General features: G+C 68.4%; 20 protein-coding genes. All 20 read right to left on the bottom strand.

Annotated elements, in window-relative coordinates; all coding sequences use genetic code 11:
* Positions 1 to 50 precede the first annotated feature (50 nt).
* The gene (locus tag ACYYG1_RS00745; RefSeq protein ID WP_461208349.1) at positions 51 to 1,064 is read right to left on the bottom strand and encodes an Lcl C-terminal domain-containing protein; all 1,014 of its coding nucleotides are present in this window, start codon (positions 1,062 to 1,064) and stop codon (positions 51 to 53) included.
* Positions 1,065 to 1,100: 36 nt separating this feature from the next.
* Complete coding sequence (gene rpe, locus ACYYG1_RS00740; RefSeq protein ID WP_461208348.1) at positions 1,101 to 1,766, bottom strand: ribulose-phosphate 3-epimerase; 666 nt, start codon at positions 1,764 to 1,766, stop codon at positions 1,101 to 1,103.
* Positions 1,767 to 1,775: 9 nt separating this feature from the next.
* Positions 1,776 to 2,243 carry a siroheme decarboxylase subunit alpha gene (gene ahbA / locus ACYYG1_RS00735; RefSeq protein WP_461208347.1) on the bottom strand — a complete coding sequence of 156 codons (468 nt, stop codon included), beginning with the start codon at positions 2,241 to 2,243 and terminating at the stop codon, positions 1,776 to 1,778.
* On the bottom strand, positions 2,243 to 3,403 hold the full coding sequence (gene ahbD / locus ACYYG1_RS00730; protein ID WP_461208346.1) for a heme b synthase: 1,161 nt from the start codon (positions 3,401 to 3,403) through the stop codon (positions 2,243 to 2,245). Before ahbD ends, ahbA begins: the two co-directional genes overlap by 1 nt.
* Entirely contained in the window at positions 3,404 to 4,399 is a 996-nt protein-coding gene (hemB, locus tag ACYYG1_RS00725; RefSeq protein ID WP_461208345.1) for a porphobilinogen synthase, read from the bottom strand.
* Positions 4,400 to 4,444: 45 nt separating this feature from the next.
* A complete protein-coding gene (locus tag ACYYG1_RS00720; RefSeq protein ID WP_461208344.1) occupies positions 4,445 to 4,657 on the bottom strand; it encodes a hypothetical protein in 213 nt (70 codons plus the stop codon).
* Positions 4,654 to 5,838, bottom strand: coding sequence for a 12,18-didecarboxysiroheme deacetylase (gene ahbC, locus ACYYG1_RS00715; RefSeq protein ID WP_461208343.1), 1,185 nt, complete (start codon positions 5,836 to 5,838; stop codon positions 4,654 to 4,656). The genes ACYYG1_RS00720 and ahbC overlap by 4 nt, the downstream gene beginning before the upstream one ends.
* A gap of 194 nt (positions 5,839 to 6,032) precedes the next feature.
* Positions 6,033 to 6,683, bottom strand: coding sequence for a 4Fe-4S binding protein (locus tag ACYYG1_RS00710; protein WP_461208342.1), 651 nt, complete (start codon positions 6,681 to 6,683; stop codon positions 6,033 to 6,035).
* 909 nt (positions 6,684 to 7,592) lie between these two features.
* Positions 7,593 to 8,276 carry a hypothetical protein gene (locus tag ACYYG1_RS00705; RefSeq protein WP_461208341.1) on the bottom strand — a complete coding sequence of 228 codons (684 nt, stop codon included), beginning with the start codon at positions 8,274 to 8,276 and terminating at the stop codon, positions 7,593 to 7,595.
* Positions 8,277 to 8,378: 102 nt separating this feature from the next.
* Entirely contained in the window at positions 8,379 to 8,714 is a 336-nt protein-coding gene (locus tag ACYYG1_RS00700) for a hypothetical protein (protein ID WP_461208340.1), read from the bottom strand.
* A gap of 10 nt (positions 8,715 to 8,724) precedes the next feature.
* The gene (locus tag ACYYG1_RS00695) at positions 8,725 to 9,669 is read right to left on the bottom strand and encodes a YIP1 family protein (RefSeq protein WP_461208339.1); all 945 of its coding nucleotides are present in this window, start codon (positions 9,667 to 9,669) and stop codon (positions 8,725 to 8,727) included.
* Between the two features lie 108 nt (positions 9,670 to 9,777).
* Entirely contained in the window at positions 9,778 to 10,968 is a 1,191-nt protein-coding gene (locus ACYYG1_RS00690) for a glycosyltransferase (protein ID WP_461208338.1), read from the bottom strand.
* Positions 10,919 to 12,052 (bottom strand): glycosyltransferase family 4 protein, encoded by a 1,134-nt coding sequence (locus ACYYG1_RS00685; protein WP_461208337.1) that lies wholly within the window; start codon positions 12,050 to 12,052, stop codon positions 10,919 to 10,921. Before ACYYG1_RS00685 ends, ACYYG1_RS00690 begins: the two co-directional genes overlap by 50 nt.
* A gap of 4 nt (positions 12,053 to 12,056) precedes the next feature.
* The gene (fliS, locus tag ACYYG1_RS00680; RefSeq protein WP_461208336.1) at positions 12,057 to 12,707 is read right to left on the bottom strand and encodes a flagellar export chaperone FliS; all 651 of its coding nucleotides are present in this window, start codon (positions 12,705 to 12,707) and stop codon (positions 12,057 to 12,059) included.
* A 15-nt stretch (positions 12,708 to 12,722) separates the two neighbouring features.
* Entirely contained in the window at positions 12,723 to 14,402 is a 1,680-nt protein-coding gene (gene fliD / locus ACYYG1_RS00675; protein WP_461208335.1) for a flagellar filament capping protein FliD, read from the bottom strand.
* Between the two features lie 154 nt (positions 14,403 to 14,556).
* Complete coding sequence (locus ACYYG1_RS00670; RefSeq protein WP_461208334.1) at positions 14,557 to 15,450, bottom strand: flagellin N-terminal helical domain-containing protein; 894 nt, start codon at positions 15,448 to 15,450, stop codon at positions 14,557 to 14,559.
* Between the two features lie 238 nt (positions 15,451 to 15,688).
* Entirely contained in the window at positions 15,689 to 16,462 is a 774-nt protein-coding gene (gene tsaB / locus ACYYG1_RS00665; protein ID WP_461208333.1) for a tRNA (adenosine(37)-N6)-threonylcarbamoyltransferase complex dimerization subunit type 1 TsaB, read from the bottom strand.
* A 10-nt stretch (positions 16,463 to 16,472) separates the two neighbouring features.
* Positions 16,473 to 17,549, bottom strand: a complete 1,077-nt coding sequence (rseP, locus tag ACYYG1_RS00660; RefSeq protein ID WP_461208332.1) for an RIP metalloprotease RseP — start codon at positions 17,547 to 17,549, stop codon at positions 16,473 to 16,475.
* Between the two features lie 36 nt (positions 17,550 to 17,585).
* Positions 17,586 to 18,794 carry a 1-deoxy-D-xylulose-5-phosphate reductoisomerase gene (gene dxr, locus ACYYG1_RS00655; RefSeq protein WP_461208331.1) on the bottom strand — a complete coding sequence of 403 codons (1,209 nt, stop codon included), beginning with the start codon at positions 18,792 to 18,794 and terminating at the stop codon, positions 17,586 to 17,588.
* Between the two features lie 165 nt (positions 18,795 to 18,959).
* Positions 18,960 to 19,805 (bottom strand): phosphatidate cytidylyltransferase, encoded by an 846-nt coding sequence (locus ACYYG1_RS00650; protein ID WP_461208330.1) that lies wholly within the window; start codon positions 19,803 to 19,805, stop codon positions 18,960 to 18,962.
* Between the last annotated feature and the right edge of the window lie 8 nt (positions 19,806 to 19,813).

The raw sequence follows: 19,813 nt of genomic DNA, 5'->3' as shown, positions 1-19,813 counted from the left end.
GGCGTCGACGTTTTGGTACACCCGTGCGGCGCCTCGCGCAAACTGGTTTTTCAGTCGGCCTCGGCGGCGGTGTCACGGCTCACGGGCCAGGCCAGGAAGGGTTCCCCGGTCTTGAAGCCCACGCCCACGGCCCCCTTGTGCAGGTACAGGGCCATGGCCCAGTCGTGCTCGAAGCCGCTGGTTGTGGAGGACCAGTAGGCCTCGCCCGGATGGGTGAAGGGATGCCCGTCGGCCAGGGCCGGGAAGGCGCGGGACGCATCCGTGAGGCTTTCCAGCTCGCGGATGGTGGGCAGGGACCAGGAGCGTTGCGGGTCCCGGGCGTCAAGCTCGCGCACCCGCGCCAGGGCCCCGGCCCAGGACACGGGGCCGCAGAGGTCCGCCCGGCGCAGCCAGACGAGGCCGGTGAGGTTGTCGCGTACCGCGTCCCCCAGCGGGGTGAAGCGCGGTTCGGGCAGGGGGCGTCCGCGCTGCGCATCGCGGCCCAGGGGATCGAGGGTCCGGGTCTGGCCGCTGGCGGCCAGCACCGGGCTCTCCCCGGCCACGGGCCAGAGCAGGGAATACTCGGACTTGCGGCCGTAGAACATGCGCCCGCCTTCCATGTGCACGCGCCAGGCGTGGGCTTCGCCGCCCGCGAAGGTGGTGCTGGTCCAGTACCAGCCCAGGAACACGGAGCCGAAGGGGTGGCCCGGAGGCAGGGCTGGCTTGCGCGTTGCGAAGCTCACCAGGCTGTGCAGCTCGAGCTTGCCGGGCATGCGCCAGTCCGTGCGCCCGGCGTGGGCCGCGCGGTTCAGGGCGTCGACGCCGTCCAGGCTCTCGGCCCAGGTCAGGGGAAATTCCAGGGGAGCGGGGTTTGCGCTCCAGACAAGGCCCGTGAGCCTGTCCAGCACGGACCCGTCCCGGGCCTCGAAGCGCGGTTCGGGCCAAGCCAGCCCCGGCGCGGCTTCGGCGTCCTGGCCGCTGCCCGCGCAGGGCAGGCTCGCGCCGCGCTCGTCGAAACAGGCGCTCTGGCCCGTGGAAAGCACGGGCAGGAAGGCGCGTTCACCGGGGCCGGGGATGTCGTGCATGGCCCCAGGGTAGCGCAAATGGGGGGAAAGCGGAAATCAGGCCCCGGCCGCCGTCTGGAAGGTCTTCAGCCTCTCGGCGTAGGGCGGGAACTTGAAGAACGCGGAGCCCGAGACCAGGCAGTCCGCGCCTGCGGCCACCAGCTCCGGCGTGTTCTCGGGGCTGCACCCGCCGTCCACCTGGATGAGCATGTCCGGGTTGTGCTCGTCGCGCAGGGCGGCCAGCTCGCGGATCTTGTCCATGGAAAAGGGGATGAAGCTCTGGCCGCCGAAGCCCGGGTTCACGCTCATGACGAGGGCCATGTCCAGCTGCGGCACGAGGTGGCGGATCATCTCCACCGGGGTGGCCGGGTTCAGCGCCACGCCCACCTGCTTGCCCAGGTCCTTCACTTGCGCGCAGGCGCGCTCCAGGTGCTTGGTGGCCTCGGCGTGGATCACGATCATGTCCGCGCCCGCCTTGGCGAACTCCGGGGTGTAGCGCTCGGGCTCCTCGATCATCAGATGCACGTCGAAGAACAGGTCGCTGCGTTCACGCAGGGCCGCGATGACGGGCGGGCCCATGGTGATGTTGGGCACGAAGCGGCCGTCCATCACGTCCCAGTGCACCCAGGACAGGCCGGCCTTTTCCAGGGCGGCCAGCTCGTCGGCCAAGCGGCCGAAGTCGCAGGAAAGCAGGGACGGGGACAGGATGAAGGGGCGCGCCATGGTCAGCTCCTATTGGTCTTCGTCGTCCTTACTACCCATATTGAAATCCACCTTGATCTTGAAGATCTTGGTGGCGGGCAGATAGAGGATTTCCACGCCGGTGGCGGCGGTGATTTCCTTGAGGGTGGCCTGCACGGTCTCCGGGTCCTCGCCGATGAAGGTGAACCAGACGTTGAATTCGTGGTCGCGCAGGTAGTTGTGGGTCACGCCCGTGTGGGCGTTGACCTCGGCCACGAAGGCCTCGAATTTTTCCTCGGGCACCCTGGCCGCGCAGAGGGTGGAGTGCCAGCCCAGCTTGGCGGACTGGAAATTGCCCCCGATGCGCCGGATGACGCCGGACTCCTTGAGGCCGCGCACCCGGGAGAGGACCTCGTCCTCGCTCGCGCCCAGGGCCTCGCCCATCACGGCGTAGGGCCGGGGCTCCAGGGGGAAGCCCGACTGGATCATGTCCAGGATGCGGCGGTCCAGGTCGTCCATCAGCCTTGCTCCTTGCGCATGCGCGCGGGGATGTGGGAGCACAGGGGCTCCTCGGCCAGGTGGCTGCCGCTCATGGTGTAGGCCCGGGCCCGGCAGCCCGCGCAGACCTTGTGGTACTCGCAGACCCCGCACTTGCCCTCGAACTGCGACTGGTCGCGGAATTCCAGGAAATGCTTGGAGTTCTTCCAGATTTCCGGGAAGGGCGTCTCGCGCACGTTGCCGCAGTCCAGCACCAGATAGCCGCAGGGCTGCACCTGGCCCGTGTGGGACACGAAACAGAAGCCCACGCCCCCCAGGCAGCCGCGAGACACCGCGTCCAGCCCGAAGTTCTCGAAGGTCACGGGGATGCCGTCCTCCTTGGCCCGCTGGCGCAGGATGCGGTGGTAGTGCGGGGCGCAGGTGGCCTTGAGCTGCATGTCCGTGGTCTTGCGGAAGTCGTAGAACCAGTTGAGCACGTCCTCGTACTCCTGGGCCGTGATGACCTCGGCGCCCAGTTGCGCGCCCCGGCCCGTGGGCACCAGCAGGAAGATGTGCCAGGCCGCGGCCCCCAGGTTCTCGCAGAGCTTGAAGATGTCCTTGAACATGCCCAGGTTGCCCCGGGTCACGGTGGTGTTGATCTGGAACTCCAGGCCCGCGTCCTTCAGGTACTGGATGCCGCGCATGGATGCCTCGAAGGCCCCGGGCACGCCCCGGAACTCGTCGTGGGACGCGGCGTCGGGCCCGTCGATGGAGATGGACAGGCGCTGCACGCCCTTTTCCTTCATCAGCTGCGCGGTCTCGGGCGTGATCAGGGTGCCGTTGGGGCTCATGACGCATTTCAGGCCGATGCTTGTGGCGTATTCCACCAGCTCGGGCCAGTCCTTGCGCAGCATGGGCTCGCCGCCCGTGAAGATGATGATGGGGTCGCCCGTGGCCCGGAACTGGTCGATGAGGACCTTGGCCTCGGCCGTGTCCAGTTCGCCCGGGTAGGGCTCCTCGTGGGCCTCGGCGCGGCAGTGCTTGCAGGCCAGGTTGCAGGAGCGGGTGATCTCCCAGGCCACCAGCCGCAGCGGCGGGGTGCCGTCCGCGTCCGCGCCGCCGGGGTGTCCGCCCGGCTTGCCGCCGGGCTGGCCCGCGGGCATGGCCCCGGGATGTTCGAAGCTGTCCTTGGGGTGGGCCATCTAGCTCCTCCCGAGCCGCAGGAAGTCCTCGGCGAAATAGGTCATTATCAGTTCGGCCCCGGCGCGCTTGATGGACGTGAGCGACTCCAGCATGATGGCGGTCTCGTCCACCCAGCCGTTCAGGGCGGCGGCCTTGATCATGGAGTATTCGCCGCTCACCTGGTAGGCGGCCACGGGCAGGTCGAAGCTCTCGCGCACGCGGCGGATGATGTCCAGATAGGGCATGCCCGGCTTGACCATCAGGATGTCCGCGCCCTCCTCCACGTCGGCCATGGCCTCGCGCAGGGCCTCGCGGGCGTTGCCCGGATCCATCTGGTAGGTCTTGCGGTCCCCGAATTTGGGGGCGGACTCGGCCGCGTCGCGGAACGGGCCGTAGAAGGCCGAGGCGTACTTCACGGCGTAGGACATGATGGGCAGGCTTTCGAACCCGGCCGTGTCCAGGGCCGTACGGATGGCCAGCACCCGGCCGTCCATCATGTCCGAGGGGGCCACCATGTCGGCTCCGGCCCGGGCGTGGGACACGGCGGTCCTGGCCAGCAGTTCCAGGGTGGGGTCGTTGCAGACCACGCCCTTGGTGTCGCCGGGCCGGATGATGCCGCAGTGCCCGTGGTCCGTGTATTCGCACAGGCAGACGTCCGTGACCACGATGAGCTCGGGGTGCGCGGCCTTGAGCCGCCTGACGGCCCGCTGCACGATGCCGTCCTCGGCGTAGGCCCCGGAGGCGGCCCCGTCCTTGGCGGCGGGGATGCCGAAGAGCATGCAGGACCGAAGCCCCAGGCCCACGGCCTCGGTCACCTGCTTCTCCAATTCGTCCAGGGAGAGCTGGAACTGGCCGGGCATGGAGTCGATGGGCTTCCTGAAGCCCGGGTCGTCCGTCTCCACCACGAAGTAGAGCATCATCAGGTCTTCGGGCCTGACCACGGTTTCGCGCATCATCTCCCGGAAGGCCGGGGTGCGGCGCAGCCTGCGTCCCCTGAAAAAGGAGGGAAGGTCCATAGCAACTCCTTGCGCGGCCCCGGTGCGCTCCGGGGCCGGGGAATGTCAGCCGTTGCGATCGCCCTTGGACAGCTCGGCCTCCTTGGCCTTGGCCTTGCGGGCCTCGGCTTCGGCTATGCGCTCCTCGCTGTACTGCAGGTCGCCGTCGCGCTGCTCGATCTGGAAAATGCCCCTGTGGAAGCCCGCCGTGCGGACGGGTTTGTGCACCATGTCGAAACCCCGCAGGGTGCGGCCCATGTCGGCCCTGTATCGGTTCATGCTCGGCTGATCTCGTCGTCGGTTAAGTAGCAGGCGGGGTCCTGGGCCCAGATGTCGCCGTAGTAGGCCTCGGCCCTGGCCCGGAAGTTGCCCGCGCAGATGTCCAGATAGCGGCACTTGGCGCACCGCCCGCCCACGTGTTGCTTCTTGTCCTTCAGTTTGTGCAGCAGCTCGATGTTCTCGTCCATCCAGATCTCGGAGAAGGGCCGCTCCAGCACGTTGCCGAAGGTGTGGTTGCGCCAGAACTGGTCCGCGTGCACCTGGCCGTCCCAGGAGATGCAGCCGATGCCGCGCCCGGAGTTGTTGCCCTCGTTGAAGGACAACAGCTTCATGACCTCCTCGGCGCGCGCCGGGTCTTCCTTGAGCAGGCGCAGGTAGACCAGGGGGCCGTCGGCGTGGTTGTCCACGGTCAGGACCTCCTTTTCCAGGCCCTTGTCGAACAGGGCGCGGGTGCGGTCCATGATCAGGTAGACCGCGTCGCGGGTCTCCTGGTGGTCCAGGTCTTCCTTGATGAGCTCCGAGCCCCGGCCCGAATAGACCAGGTGGTAGAAACAGATGCGCGGGACCTCAAGGTCCTCCAGCAGGTCGAAGAGCTTGGGGATCTCGCCCTGGTTGCGCTTGTTGATGGTGAAGCGCAGCCCCACCTTGAGGCCCTCGGCCTTGCAGTTCTCGATGCCCTGGATGGCCTTTTTGTAGGCCCCGGGCACGCCCCGGAACTTGTCGTGGATCTCCTCGCCGCCGTCCATGGATATGCCCACGTAGGACAGGCCGATCTGCTTCAGTTCGCGGGCCTTGTCCTTGGTGATCAGGGTGCCGTTGGTGGAGATGACCGCGCGCATGCCCTGCTCGGTGGCGTAGCTGGCCAGCTCGGGCAGGTCCTTGCGCACCAGGGGCTCGCCCCCGGAAAACAGCATCACCGGCGCGCCGAATTCGGCCAGGTCCTTGATGATGCCCTTGGCCTGCTCGGTGTTGATCTCGTCCTGGCCGTCGGGATCCACGGCCTGGGCGTAGCAGTGCACGCATTTGAGGTTGCAGCGGCGGGTCATGTTCCAGACCACCACCGGCTTCTTGTCCTTGGAGAATTGCAGCAGATGGGAGGGCAATTCCTTGGAATCGCGTCCGTAGCGCAGGGCGTCGGAGGCCTCCACCGCGCCACAGTACAGCTTGGAAATACCAATCATCGGGTTCCTCCGGTATGGTTTGGGGCCGGACGTCCGGTCCCCGGGCAGGCTGTCGGCTTGAGCGAAAACGAGGTGGAACCATAGTCTTTCCCGCAGGCGGAGTCAAAGACTCGCGGCCTGCCGGGGCAGGGGAAAATGTAACCACGCGACCGGACTTTGCAACCCGCCGTGCGGGGCCATTTTCGGGCCGCCGGTCAGCCGAGCAGGGCGTCCGTTCCCAGGCGCTCCACCACGTCCCCCAGGCGCTCGTGCCCCCGGGCCAGGCGCAGGTGCCCGGCCACGAGACGGGCCACAAGGGCGGGCGCGTCGTCCGTGGCCGTCAGCCCCTGCAGTTCGCTCCCGAAGCGCGGATGGCGGCCCAGCTTCCCGCCCGCCAGCACGCGCCAGCCCGTGGTCCTGGCGGTCAGCGCCTCGGTGGGGCAGGCCCGTACGCAGGCCCCGCAGGCCAGGCAGTCGGATTCGTCCACCGCCTCCAGCGCGCCCTGGGGGCCCAGGATCACGGACCGCTCGCGGCAGATGCCCGCGCAGGCTCCGCAGCGGGTGCAGGCCGACGTGTTCACCCCGGGCACGCAGGCCCCGATGAGCCCCACGTCCACGATGTGCGAACGGGCGCAGCCGTTGGGACAGTAGGACACGCCCACGCGCAGCACGCGGTGGGCGGCCAGGGGGCCGGACTCCTGGGAAGGCCCAAGTCCGGGCAGGGCGGCGAGAGCCGCGTGGATGCGGCCGGGCAGGTCCGGCGCGTCAAGGGCGCGTTTGGGACAGCCCGAGGCTCCCGCGCAGGCCGTGACGGTGAAGCCGGGGCCTTCGAGGACGAGAGGGAAGTGGTCTGGGGGGTGTTTCATGGTGGTGTTCATTGCATGGGAGGGTGCCGGGGGCTTTGATGTGGGTCAAGGGTTTTGGGGATTGGGTGAGAAAGAGGAGAGGGAGAGGGGAGGGGAGTCGTGGCGCGGAGGCGGGCGCAGGTTTGGGAGGGATATGAATGGTCGGGTTTTTTTGTCGTGGCGCAAAACCACTTGTGCCCTCCCGCCCGCCCACCGCGTTCCCTCGCGGGTAGGGCGTTGGTTTGTCGGGAGTGTTGGAATGGGTGGCGCGGCCGCGCCCCATGCGGGTACGGGGGGCTTCGCTTTTCTGATTACCATCACAGCCGCTACGCCCCCCGTACCCGCATGGGGCGCTGGGGCGTTACGGTTGTGCAGTCTTTCAATGATTCTTCCCCTCGTGTCGCGGCACAGGTGATGCCGCCCCGTCGCACGAGCCCTGCTTCGTTTCGCTGATTTCCATCACAGCCGCTGCGCCGGACAGCGCGTCGGGGCTTGGGGAGCAGGTGGGGGCGGAAAACACGGGATGCCACGTCATGGGGGAAGTACTTTTCCGTATGATTCCCTGCGGCATCGTCAGGTAGGATACTTTTTCTTTATTCCTGTCGCGTTCTCGGGTCGGGAGACTCTTCGCTGCCGCCTGGCGTGTGGCGCGGGAGAGGGGTGCGACCGCCTGTATTTGTCCCGCCCCAGCGGCGAAGCCGCGCGGCGGGGGAAATCCTTCGAAGGGAGCGCGCCTCTCCCGCGCCACGCGCCCGCAGCACTACATCCCTTCCCCAAAACCACCCCTTCATACCTGTTGCGGAACGCGGCGGGAGGGCGGGAGGGCTCGGTTGGTTTTGCGTAACGACTCTTCCAACAGACAAGCAAACGGCGACTCGCATGGTTCTGCGCCACGGCGCCTTTGCCGGGCTGCGCCGAAAGTCCGCCCCTTTACTCCATCGGCGTCGGCGCCTTGGGGTCTTCCTTGGGTTGGCCGAAGTTCCACTTCTTGAGCGGCTTGGCCATGTCCGTCCCCAGCGCCGCCATGATGGCGGCGGACGGCGAGGTGGGCATGCGGTTCTTCTGGTAGTAGAAAATCATGTCCTTGGTCATGCCCGTGGCCAGGGTGCCGGCATGGGCCATGGACCAGACCAGTGCGCCGGTGGCCGTGTCGTAGGCCTCGATGCGCAGGGCCACTTCCGTGGTCCCGGTGTCCCCGCCGAACAGCAGGTGCGTGATCTCGCCGCCGATGAGCAGCTGGGCGCCCCCGGCGCGGGCCTTGTCCAGGTGGTTCTGCGGGCCCCTCCAGACTCCGTCGTATTCCAGGGTCAGGCCGGGGAAGACCTGTTCCCTGAGCCAGACGTTCCACAGGGACCGGGTCAGCTCAGTGGAGATGACCTGGGCGTTGGCGTAGCGGGCGCGCAGCCTGAGCGGGACGAGCAGGGCGCTCACCGGCTCCAGGGGCGGCTCCTGGGGATGCACGTATATCTCCGGGTTCCAGGCGCGGGTGACCCATTTGTCCACGTAGACCGTGGGCGCGTTGGACAGGGAGGCGTCCGTGGCCACGCAGGCGGCCAGCGTGAAGGTGGCGGCGCAGGCCAGGACCAGGGCCAGAATGATCCGGCGGGGTTCCATCGCTTTTCCTCGTGGGTTGGGCTGTTGGCGCTGTGCGGCGCGCGTCCGGCCGGGGGAGGTCCGGCGCGTTTGCTGAAGCAAGATGCGTACCGGGGGAGGGCGCTATTGCAGCCGGTCCGTGGGCGGGGCCGCGGTCTGCATGCTGGAGATGAGCTGGTCGCGCGAGGAAAGCAGGCTTTGGCGCAGTTCCTGGCGTTTGGCCGGGGACAGGCGCATGAATTCCGGCCTGGACGCCAGGTCTTCCAGCTGTTCCATCTCGCTCAGGATGCGCTCCAGGCGGCCCTGAAGCCCGGGGGAGGAGTGCCGAAGTTTTGACGCGGTCTCTGCCAGCTCCCTGAGTTCGGCAGACAGGTCCAAGAAGGCCTGGGGGGTAATCTCCCCGGCCTGGCGGCGGGCGGCGAGGAATCGCCGCCATGCTTGCCTCAGCCTTCCGAACATGCCGCGTTCCTCAGATCGCTCCGTCGGGCCCCGGATGCACGCCCAGGGCGGCAATGGCCACCAGCACGGCCACGGCCAGCACCGAGGCCACGAAGGCCGCGATGATCTTGGCGTAGCCCGTCTGGTGGATGGCCTTGAGCCCCACGACCATGCACGCCAGCTGCCACAGGGAGCCCGCCACCATGCCCACCAGGGGCACCAGGTAGAGCACCGAGGCCGCGCTGGCGTAGCAGTTGACCTTGAAGGTGGCCTCGAACCCCGAGGACGCGCCTCTGAACAGCCTGAGCATCAGGTGCATGATGCCCGTGCTGATGTACAGGTAGCCGGTGTAGAATACGGGCAGCACGAACATCACGGCCAGCTGGCCGCCCAGGGAGGTGTAGAACTCCGCGTCGCTCTGGGGCTGCGCGCCGCCGTTGGTGAGCATCTGCATGGGGTCCAGGCCCGCCGCGTCCCAGAGGGTCAGGGCCAAGTAGGACAGCTCGCCCAGCAGGATGTAGAAGATCAGCGGCCGCACGCGCCCGCGCCCCAGGGGCATGGCCCCGAAGAACAGGCCCGGGTGGCGCATGGCGCGTTTGATGGTTTCCCAGATGCCGTCGAAAAACCCGAAGCGCTCCATGTCCTCGAAGGGTACCTCCACGGTCTCCCGCCTGGGGGGCGCGTCGGCGAAGCTGTAGGAGCCGTATTCCTGGGGCCGCCCGGGCTGGGACTTGCCCAGTTCGTCCAGGCGTTGCCAGATGTCGCTGGGCCCGCCGGGGCGGGGGGCGGCTTCCGGCTCGGCGGGCGCCGGGCCTGCCGTCCGTTCCGGTGCGGGGGAGCCATCGGGGGCGTTCACGGCGTCACGGAAGCGGAACCGGTCCCCGCACTGGGGGCAGGTGGCGAAAACCGAGGTCTCCGGGATGGCGTCGTCGGCCACCTCGCGGGAGAATCGGCACTTGGGGCAGGTGATGTGCATGCATGGACCTTGTGTTTTGGGTGCGGGTCAAAGATATACCTTGCCCGGCCCCGGGAATCAACTCGCCAGCGGCCCGTGCGGGCCGTTTCTTGAGCCGCGCGCGGCCCGCTACGCGGGATCGAAGGGCAGGAGCACCCCCGCGAATTCCTCGGGGCTTTGGACCTCGGGCAGGAAATCCAGGGGCAGGGTGGGGTATTCGCCGGACAGGGTGTGGGACAGGGCGCCGTTTCCGGCCTCGTCGAAGCCCGCCAGCTTGCTGCGCAGCTCTTCCGGGGTCTTGAGCACGTGGGAAAGATGCTCGATGGAGGCGTTGAGGCTGATGGCGAAGGGCCCGCGCACTCCCGTGAGGCGTTCGTGCACCGGGCGCTCGTACTTGAGCCGGGGCGTCCACTTGACCAGCCGGAGCTGCAGGTCGGGCCACAGGCCGTAGCCCGCCAGGAAGCCCCGGCCGTCGCGGGACAGGGTCCTGCGCGGCAGCATGCAGCCGCCCGCGCCCATGCCCGCCAGGCGCACGGCCAGCCTGCGGCAGACCTCCCAGGCCGCCGGGCTCAGGCGCTCGTCCGCGTCCAGGGACAAGAGCCACTGGGAGCGGCACTGGGAGAGCAGCAGGTTGCGCTGGGCCGAGAAGTCGTCGCCCAGGGGGCGGGCCAGGTGCCGCACGGGCGCGGCGCAGGCGAATTCCCGCGCCGGGGGCTCCTCCGCGTCCCAGACCACCAGGACCTCCTTCAGGAAGGCCGGGGCCTGGGCGAAGAATTCCTCCAGCCCCGGGTCGCCGGGCGCGAGGATGGCCGCCAGGCACATGGTCGGGGTGGCGTCCGTGGCCGGGGCGGCCAGGGGCCGCGCGGCCGTGAACATCCGGCGGGGGTCGGTCCAGCCTCGGTGCGCGCCGCCGGGCGTGGCCCGTAGCAGGGCGGTCCCGGGCGTCAGGCCGTTCAGGGTCCAGAGCATGAAATGGGCCCAGGGCGAGGTGTCCGCCAAGAGGTGCGTACGCCCGTCCGGCCGCGACCAGGGGGCCTCGGGATCGGCCGCCAGCCTGCGCGCGTGGGCCACGTCGCGCTCGGCCACCACCAGGGTCACGTCCTTGGGCAGGGCCTGGTCCAGCAGGCGCACGGTCTCGCCGTCGCCCAGGCCCATGAGCAGGACCACGGGACGGGGCTCCTTGCGCCAGGCCTTGACGATGGACAACAGGGCCTGCTGCGCCCGCTCCGGCGGCATGTCGGGAACCGGCTCCGAGGGGGAGCCGCCCAGGTCAAAGGCGAGAATCTGATCCGTGTACTGCCTGAAGGGGTGCGTGGGCATGGGGCCGTCCGGGGTGGCTGGTGCGTTCGAGGATGAGTTCTTCGTAGATGGATTCCAGCTGCTTGGCAATGCTTCGCACGTTGAACAGGCGCTGGGCCCTGGCCCGTCCGGCCGCGCCCATCTCCCGGGCCCGGTCCGGGTTGTCGAGCAGCCAGGCCACGGCCCCGGCGTATTCCTCGGCCGAGGTGGCCACAAGCCCGGTGCGTCCGTATTCCACCAGCTCCAGCTGGGCGTTGTCCCTGGGCTCGGGGCAGGGGTGGGTGACCACGGGCAGGCCCGCGGCCATGGCCTCGGCGATGACCATGCCGAAGCTCTCGCCCGTGTCGTTGGCGTGGGCCAAGACGGAGATGGTCTCGAAATATGCGGCCAGTTCGTCGTCCGAGAGCACCGGGTCCAGGAACTCAACGTGGGCGTCCAGCCCGTGGGAGCGGACCCATTCGCGGGCCTCGGGGGTGCCGCCGATGACGCGGTAGGTGAAGTCCGGCACCTGGCGCGCCAGGTGCGGCAGCATGGCCAGGGCCAGGGGCGACCACTTGCCCGGGTCGGCCCGGGACACGCGGCCCACGCTGGGGCGTGCGGGGTCCCTGTGCCGGGGCCAGAGGGAGAAGCGGCCCGTGTCCACGGGGTTGTAGAGCACGCGGTGGCGGGGGCCGGACACGTCCACCCCGTTCATGGCCCCGTAGCGGCGCAGGCAGAAGTCCGAGACGAACAAATGACGGTCGATGACGGCGGCCTGGGGGCTGGGGTCGAAGCGGCCGAAGACGTTGGTCTCCACCACGTGGGGCACTCCGGCCAGACGCAGGGCGCGCAGCACCCCGGGTTGGGGCCAGCCCGGGCGGTGCAGGTGCACGATCTCCGGGCGCAGGCGTTGCAGCACGCGCAGCAGGTCGTCGCCCACGTGCACGTCGATGCCCGCGCTGGTCAGGGCCGCGCGGCGCGGGCCGTCGGCAAAGGCGAACACCGCCGGGGCGAAGCGGGAGCGGTCCAGATGGCAGACCAGGAGCTGGAGGGTTTTTTCCGTGCCGCCGAGGCCCAGGCCTCCGGCCACGTGCAGCACCGGTATGGGCGCTCCGGTCGCGGTCATGGGCTCAGGCCGTTCCGCCGGGGTTGCCGTAGGCGCCGGGCAGGCCCTGCCTGCGCACCAGCCTGGGGCCCGGGCGCGGCGCGTCCGGAACGGGGGAGATGCCCGAAGCCTGGGGCTGCGGTTCGGCCGGGGCGTCCTCGTCCCGGGCCGCCGGGGCCGTGGGGCGCTGCGGTGCGCCGTAGGCGGCGGCCGCGTGGGCGGCGGAGGCCGTGGGCGCGCCGGGCTGCTGCATGAGGCCGGGGTTGGCCGTGGGCGCGGCGGCGCTGGCCGCGGGCGGCGCCACGGCGGGGGCCTCGTTCTTGATCTTGTCGAAGGCTTCGCGCAGGGCCGCGAGGATGCGGATGACCTCGTCCAGCAGGTCGGGGTTCATCTCCAGGTTGGCCCGCAGAAGCCGCGTGTTGCAGTAGAAATAGAGCTGGTGGAGGTTCTGGGCCACCTCGCCGCCCTTTTCCGGGTTCAGGCTGCTGTCCAGCTCGCCGATGACGTCGATGGCCTTGGAGATCAGGATACCCTTTTGGGCGTAGTCCTTCTCGGCCATCTTGTCCTTTGCCTGGCTCAGGAATTTGATGGCTCCGTCGTAAAGCAGGATCAGCAGGTCGCCCTGCGTGGTCGTGCTTACCTGTGTCTGGAAATAGGCCTTGGCGCCTTTGAGCATCGTCAAGTTCCTTTGCTAGCTGCTGAGTTGGGTCAGTTGGCTCTGCAACGACGTCTGGATGTTGTTGTAGTTGGCCAGCGTGGCTTCGAGCCGGGCGTACTGGTTGCGCAGGGTGCGCTCCATGCGCGCCAGCTTGTTTTCCTCGTATTCGATCTTTTCGTCGATGTCGTCGATGATGTCCTGGTAGTTTTCGTCCAGGATGTGCAGGGGCCCGCTGTGGGAATCCGTGATCTCGTCCAGGATCCTGTCCATCTGCCCGGCCTTGCCCAGCTTGATGCGGACTTCGCCGGAGTAGGTGCCGTCGGAGAGGTTGAGCACGTCCAGGGCCAGGCCGGCCATGTCCGTGCCCGGCGCTCCCGTGATCTGCGTGCCCGAAACGGAGGCCGCGCGCCCGCCCATGGTGGCCGAGGTGACGACCCCGCCGGACACGGTGTATTCGACCTTGTAGGTGCCGGCCTGGGTCACGCCCGAGATGTGCGAGTTGTAGGCGAAGTCCGGGGAGTTGGTTGTGGCGTCGAAATAGGCGCTGAACAGGGCGGCCACTCCGTCGGAGTCCGCCTTCATGGCCTCTTCGAAGACTTCCTCGTCGAACTCCAACAGGCCCACGTTCACGTCGCCTTCCTCGGCCACGGTCATGATGCCGATCTGCGAGAGGGTGCTGACGGTGTCGTCGTCGGAGTCGAAGCCCACGCCCCTCTCGGAGGTCACGTTCTTGAGCATGGAGGAGATCATCTGCAGGCCGTAGTTGCCCGTGAGGATGGACCCCCGGTCCAGGTTCTCGTCGTACTTGGTCATGTCGATGAGCATCGTGCGGACTTCGTTGATCTTGTCCACGAACCCGCGCACGTTCTCCTTGATGGCCTCGTCGTCGTTGCTGATGGAGATGGTCACCGAGGCGTTGGACTGGCCCAGGGGGATGCTTTTGAGGGTGAAGGATACTCCCTCCAGGGCACTGTCTACTGTGTTGGAATCCGACTCGATCCAGCCCGAGGTGGGCCAGCCGTCCACGCGGATGCGGGAGTCCTGGTTCTCCTGGTTGATGTCCCAGTTCCCGGCGGTGTCGTCGTATCCGGCCAGGGTGGAGCCAGCCAGGGACAGGGTGGCGTCGTCGCCCATGTCCAGGCCCCGGAGCTGCAGGTAGTGCTGGTTGCCGTCGGAGACCACGGCCGCGCGCACCCCGGGGTTGTCGGGGTCCTTGTTGATCATGTTGACCAGGCCGGTGAGGGTCGTGTTGTTGGGCACCACCACGGTCACCGGGGCTTCGCTTCCGTAGTTCAGGACGATGGTCTGGTTGCTGCCCGTGAGGTTCACGGGCATGTCCGGGTCCGTGTAGCCCGTGGTGCAGGTCTGGATCTTGTTCTGGGCCAGCCGGTCCACGAGAATGGTGTGGTTGCCCACGCCCGCGCTGCTTTCGGCCTTGGCCGAGAGCACGTCGTCGTCGGTGGTGGCCACGGATTTCTCGAAAAATTCGTCGGGCCGGTCCATGGTCCGCATGTGGGTCTGCAGGGCCACCAGGGCGGTGTTCAGTTCGTCGAAGGCCTCCTGCTTCTCCTCCCAGCCGGACTTCCAGTGTTCCAGGCGGTTCTTGTGGAAGCTCTGGGTCTGGATGGTGGCCTCGATGATGGAATCGAAGTCCGTGCCGTTGCCCAGGCCGGTGAAGTGGATGGCTCCCGAGGTTATGTAGTCGCCAGGCATGAATCGCGTCCTCGCATGCAATTATTTCCGGGTTGCGGATTTCCGCCCGTTGCAATGCAATCTTCGCGCCACAAGCACCCGGCAAACCGGCTCCCGCCGTTGGCGGGGGCCGGTTTGCCGGGTATGGGGAACGCGCCGTGCTGCGTGTGCATCGTTATCCGCCGAGGAGCTGCATCGCCAGCCTGGGCAGGGAGTTGGCCTGGGCCAGCATCGCCACCGCCGCCTGGGACAAAATCTGCTGCTTTACGAAGTTGGTCATTTCCAGGGCCACGTCCACGTCGGAGATGCGCGACTCCGAGGCCTGCAGGTTTTCGGCCTGGATCTGCAGGTTGGTGATGGTGTTGGTCAGCCTGTTCTGCAATGCGCCCAGGCCGGCCCGGATGTTGTCCTTGGACACGATGGCCTCGTTGATGCCCTGCAGGGCCTGCTGGGCGGCGGACTGGGTGGAGATGGCGAAGCCCGCGTTGGCGGGGTTGGCCTGGTTGCCCACGCCCAGGGCCGAAGCCGTGGCGTTGTTGATCTGGATGTAGTAGTAGTCCTCCGCCGAATCGTTGGCCGTGCCGAAATGGACCTTGAGCTTGCCCGAGGACTGGATCCCGGACCCGTCGTGCTCCGAGCTGGAGAGGCTGCCGTTCAGCAGATACAGCCCGTTGAAGTCCGTGGCGTTGGCGATACGCGTGATCTCCGAGGCCATGGCCTGGTACTCGGAATCCAGGATCAGGCGCTGGTCCGAGTTGTATGTGCCCGTGGCCGCCTGTTCGGCCAATTCCTTCATGCGCACCAGTTTCTCGTCGATGATGGACAGGGCGCCGTCCGCGGTCTGGATCAGCGAGATGGCGTCGTTGGCGTTGCGCACGCCCTGGTTCAGGGCGGCCACGTCGGAGCGCATGATCTCGCGGATGGCCATGCCTGCGGCGTCGTCGGCGGCCGTGCCGATGCGCAGGCCCGACGACAGGCGGCGCACGGAAACGGACAGTGCGCCAAAGGAACTACTCAGGTTTCGGGCGGCATTGGCCGCCATCAGGTTATTGTTGATAACCAGCGACATGGCACTTTCCTCCTTGAAAGTATCCGTACCGGCCTCCATGCCGGTCTTTGGGGGGCGCGTGGGGGCTGCGGGCCTATCCTTGGCCCATTTGTCCCCATGCTGCAGAACTCATCGTCGTTGGAAAGGGAAAACTTTAGGGCCCCGGGAAAGGCGGGGAAGTTTCTTTCGCGCGCGCTAAAACATCCACGCCCGCAGGGGGGAACAGGGGGCCGGGAGGGGGCTGGAAGCGGCTGGAGGCCTAACTGTCTTGGTTCGGATCGTTCAGGGAGGAGGTGGCCCGGTCGAGGCGCTCGCGCGCATCCGCCGGATCCAGGCCGCGCCCGGCCGCGATGGCGGACAGGTTGTCCTCGGCATCGGAGGCGCGCAGGTACAGGGGCTCGATGTCGTCCGGGGAATAGTCGGCCAGGGCCGCGGCCCGGGCCAGGACCCGGGGCAGGGGGTGGTCGAAGTCCTCGGGCAGGGGGCTCAGGCCGGGAACGGCCTGGGCGAAGAATTCCGCGTGTTTGCGCAGGCCGCTGCCCAGGGCGCGGGCCGCGCCCGCGTCCTTGAGCCAGGCCGCGGCCTGCTCCAGGGACAGGGGCAGGGGCGGCCCCAGGGGCCCGCCCGCGGGGCAGGCGAAGGCCTGGGCGTAGACCTGGGAGGAGCGCGAATGGGTCAGCACGGCCAGCGGGCCGGACAGGAGCGGGGCCGGGCCCGCCGCCAGGAGGGGCAGGTAGTCCAGCCCGGCCAGGGGCAGGTCCGCCGCGCGCGCCAGGCCCAGGGCCGTGGCCAGGATCATGCGCAGGCCCGTGAATCCGCCGGGGCCGCGCACGCAGGCCACGCCGCCCAGGTCGGCGGCGGCCAGGCCCATGTCCGCCAAAAGGCCCTGGATGGCCGGGGCCAGGTGCTGCATGGCGCTGCCCGCCACGGCCAGCTCCCGGCAGGCCAGGACCTCGCCGTCCTTGGCCAGGAGCGCCTGAATCCGGGCCTCGCAGCCGTTCAGGGCCAGGACCGGGGCGGAAGAGGCGGGCATGGCGCTGCTCCTAGGACGCCGGAGCGGCGAAGATGCGGTAGAGGTCGTTGAAGATGGCCAGGCCCATGAGCAGCACCAGGAACAGGATGCCCATGCGCGTGGTGGCGATCTGCACCCGCTCGGGCACCGGGCGGCGCAGGATCATCTCCAGGCCGCAGAACAGGATGTGGCCGCCGTCCAGCACCGGGATGGGGAAGAGGTTGATGAGCCCCAGGTTGACGCTGATGATGGCCATGAGGAAGAGCACGCTGGTCAGGCCCTCCTGGGCGCCCTTGCTGACCAGCTGGGCGATCATGATGGGCCCGCCCACGGAATCCAGCGGCACCGAGCGGACCACGATCTTGACCAGGGCCTGCAGGGTCAGGTCGATGTAGTCCCAGGTCTGGGCCGCGCCCTCCACCAGGGACTCGCCGAAGGACAGGGGCACGGTGACCACGTCCCCGCGCGAGCCCACGCCCACCATGGGGGTGGAGACCACCTCGCCGAAGATGTTCTTGCGCTGGGACAGGCGCGGGGTGACCTTGAGGGTCAGGATCTCGTCGCCGCGCTCCACGGTCATGGACAGGGTCCGGCCGCCGCTGTCCTGGATCATGGCGGTCATCTCGCGCCAGAAGGTCAGGGGCTGGCCGTCGATGGCCGTGATGTGGTCGTCGGGCCTGATGCCCGCCTTCTGGGCCGCGCTGTTCTCCTGGACCATGCCCACCACGGGCTTCAGGTCCATTTTGCCCTCGGCGAAGAACAGGCCCCAGAGGATCAGCCAGGCCAGGATGAAGTTGAACACCGGCCCCGCCGCCACCACCAGCATCCTGTGCAGGGGCGGGCGCAGGGCGAAGCTCTCGCTGGCGCCGAAGCCCTCGGGCAGGTCGTCCTCGCCGCTCTCGCCCACCAGGGACACGTAGCCCCCCAGGGGCACGGCCGAGAGCTTGTACTCCGTGCGGCCCCGGGTGAAGCCCAGGAGCTTGGGTCCGAAGCCCAAGGAGAAGGTCTTGACGCCGATGCGCAACGTCCGGGCCATGAGGAAGTGGCCCAGCTCGTGAAAGAAGATCAGCATTCCCAGGACGAGTATGACGGCGATGGTTCCCTGCATGAAGACTGGTGCTCCGATTCGCCCGAGGGCGATTGTCTACGCTCGTTTGCTCCGGGCGGCCTTGGCCCGGACCTGGGCCCGCACGGCGCGGTCCACGTCCAGGATGGCTTCCAGGCTGGAGGCGTCGGCCCCGGCGTGGGCCTCCAGGGCGCGGCCGATGAGGGCCGGGATGTCCGCAAAACCCACGTCCCCGGCCAGGAAAAGCTCCACCGCGACCTCGTTGGCCGCGTTGAGGGCGACGGGGTGGCTGGGCCCGGCCGCGAGAGCCTCGAAGGCGTAGGCCAGGCACGGGAATATATCTAATGCCGGGGCCTCGAAGGTCAAGTGCCCGGCCCGCACCAGGTCCAGGGGCTCCAGGTCCAGGGCCAGCCTGCCGGGCCAGCCCAGGGCGTAGGCGATGGCGATCTGCATGTCCGCGGGCCCGAGCTGGGCCAGCATGGAGCGGTCCGCGAACTCCACCAGGGAGTGGACCACGCTCTGGGGATGGACCACCACGTCGATGCGCTCGGGGGGCATGCCGAAGAGGTGGTGGGCCTCGATGACTTCCAGGCCCTTGTTCATCAGCGTGGCGGAGTCGATGCTGATTTTGGCGCCCATGGACCAGTTGGGGTGGGCCAGGGCCTGCTCGCGGGTCACGGACCGGAGATTCTCGCTGGTCCGTCCCCGGAAGGGGCCGCCCGAGGCCGTGAGGATCAGGCGGGAGACGCGGTCCCCGGCGTGCCCGGCCAGGGCCTGGAACAGGGCGTTGTGCTCGCTGTCCACGGGCAGGATGCAGGCCCCGGAGGCGTGGCAGGCCTCGCGGAACAGATGCCCGGCCAGGACCAGGGCCTCCTTGTTGGCCAGGGCGATGGTCTTGCCCGCGCGCGCGGCGGCCAGGGCCGGGGGCAGACCGGCCGCGCCCACCTGGGCGGCCAGCACGGTGTGGGCCTCGGGCAGGGTGGCCAGGGTCACGTAGGCCTCGGGTCCCACCAGGATTTCCGGCCGGTAGTCCGGGGGCAGCAGGGATTTGAATTCGTCGGCGGCCTCGGCGGTCAACAGCGCCGCCAGGGGCGGGCGGAAGGCCGCGGCCTGCTCGGCCAGGCGGCGGGCGTTGCGCGCCCCGGCCAGGGCCAGGATCGTGAAGTCCTCGCGGTGCTGGGCCACCACCTTCAGGGCGCTGACCCCGATGGAGCCGGTGCTGCCCAAAAGCACCAGGGGCTTGGGCCTCGGATGCTCCGTGGGCAGTGGTGAAATGAAGGAAACCATGCGTTTCTCTTATTCAACAGGTTGTTATAAAAACATTACGCGCAGGCCGTTCCAAAATAGTGAGATGCAAGGCGCGAGGGGAATGCAAGGCCGAAGCGTATCCCAATACGCGAGGGGTTGCATTTCCCGCAGCAACGCAGCAGATCGCTGTTTTGGGACGGCCTGCTAGCGGAAGAAGTGGAAGACCGCGTCGAGTCCCGCATACGTGGCCACGGCCAGGAGCAGGCTGTCGATGCGGTCCAGGACCCCGCCGTGCCCGGGCAGGAGCGAACCGGAATCCTTGACCCCCAGCCTGCGCTTGAGGGCCGATTCGAAAAAGTCGCCGAACTGGGCCGAGATGTTCAGGCCCACGCCGAGGAGCGCCCACATCCACCAGGGGCGCCCGGCCCCGGCCCCGGCCAGCCAGTATTCGTCCACCGCGCCCGCCGCCAGGCAGACGGCCACGCTGGTGGCCAGGCCGCCCACGCTGCCCGCCCAGGTCTTCTTGGGGCTGACCATGGGCCAGACCTTGGGCCCGCCCACCAGGGCGCCCGAATAGAAGGCCCCGGTGTCCGAGGCGAACACGGCCAACAGGACCAGCGCGATCTCCATGCGCTTGAAATGCAGGATGAACTGCAGGAGCACGGGCACGTACAACAGCCCGGTGAGGAAGACCGAGGCCCGGCCGTAGGAGTTCTCCTCGCTGAGGTCCTCGGGGTGCTTGCTGTAGCGCGTCAAAAACCAGAGGTTGCAGACCCAGAACGCGCCGACCAGGGCCGCGAGAATGGCCCAGGGCAGGGCCCATTTGCCGGCCAGCAGGATGACCAGGCCCAGGGCCAGGCCGCTGATCTTCAGGGGCGCGTGCCGCCCCCCGCTCCAGAACATGCCGTAGAATTCCCACAACCCGGCCGAGGCCAGGACGGCCAGGGCCGTGAACTCCACCCAGCCGCGCAGGGCCACGGCCAGGATCAGAACGGGCAGCAGCACCAGGGCGGTGGCGATGCGTTGCTTGTGCGAGGTGGATAGGGCCATGGCCTCCC

It is taken from the genome of Desulfocurvus sp. DL1XJH-121 (assembly GCF_054819825.1).
The sequence above is the reverse complement of the archived record's forward strand: the minus strand, read 5'-3'. Positions and strand labels throughout refer to the sequence as shown.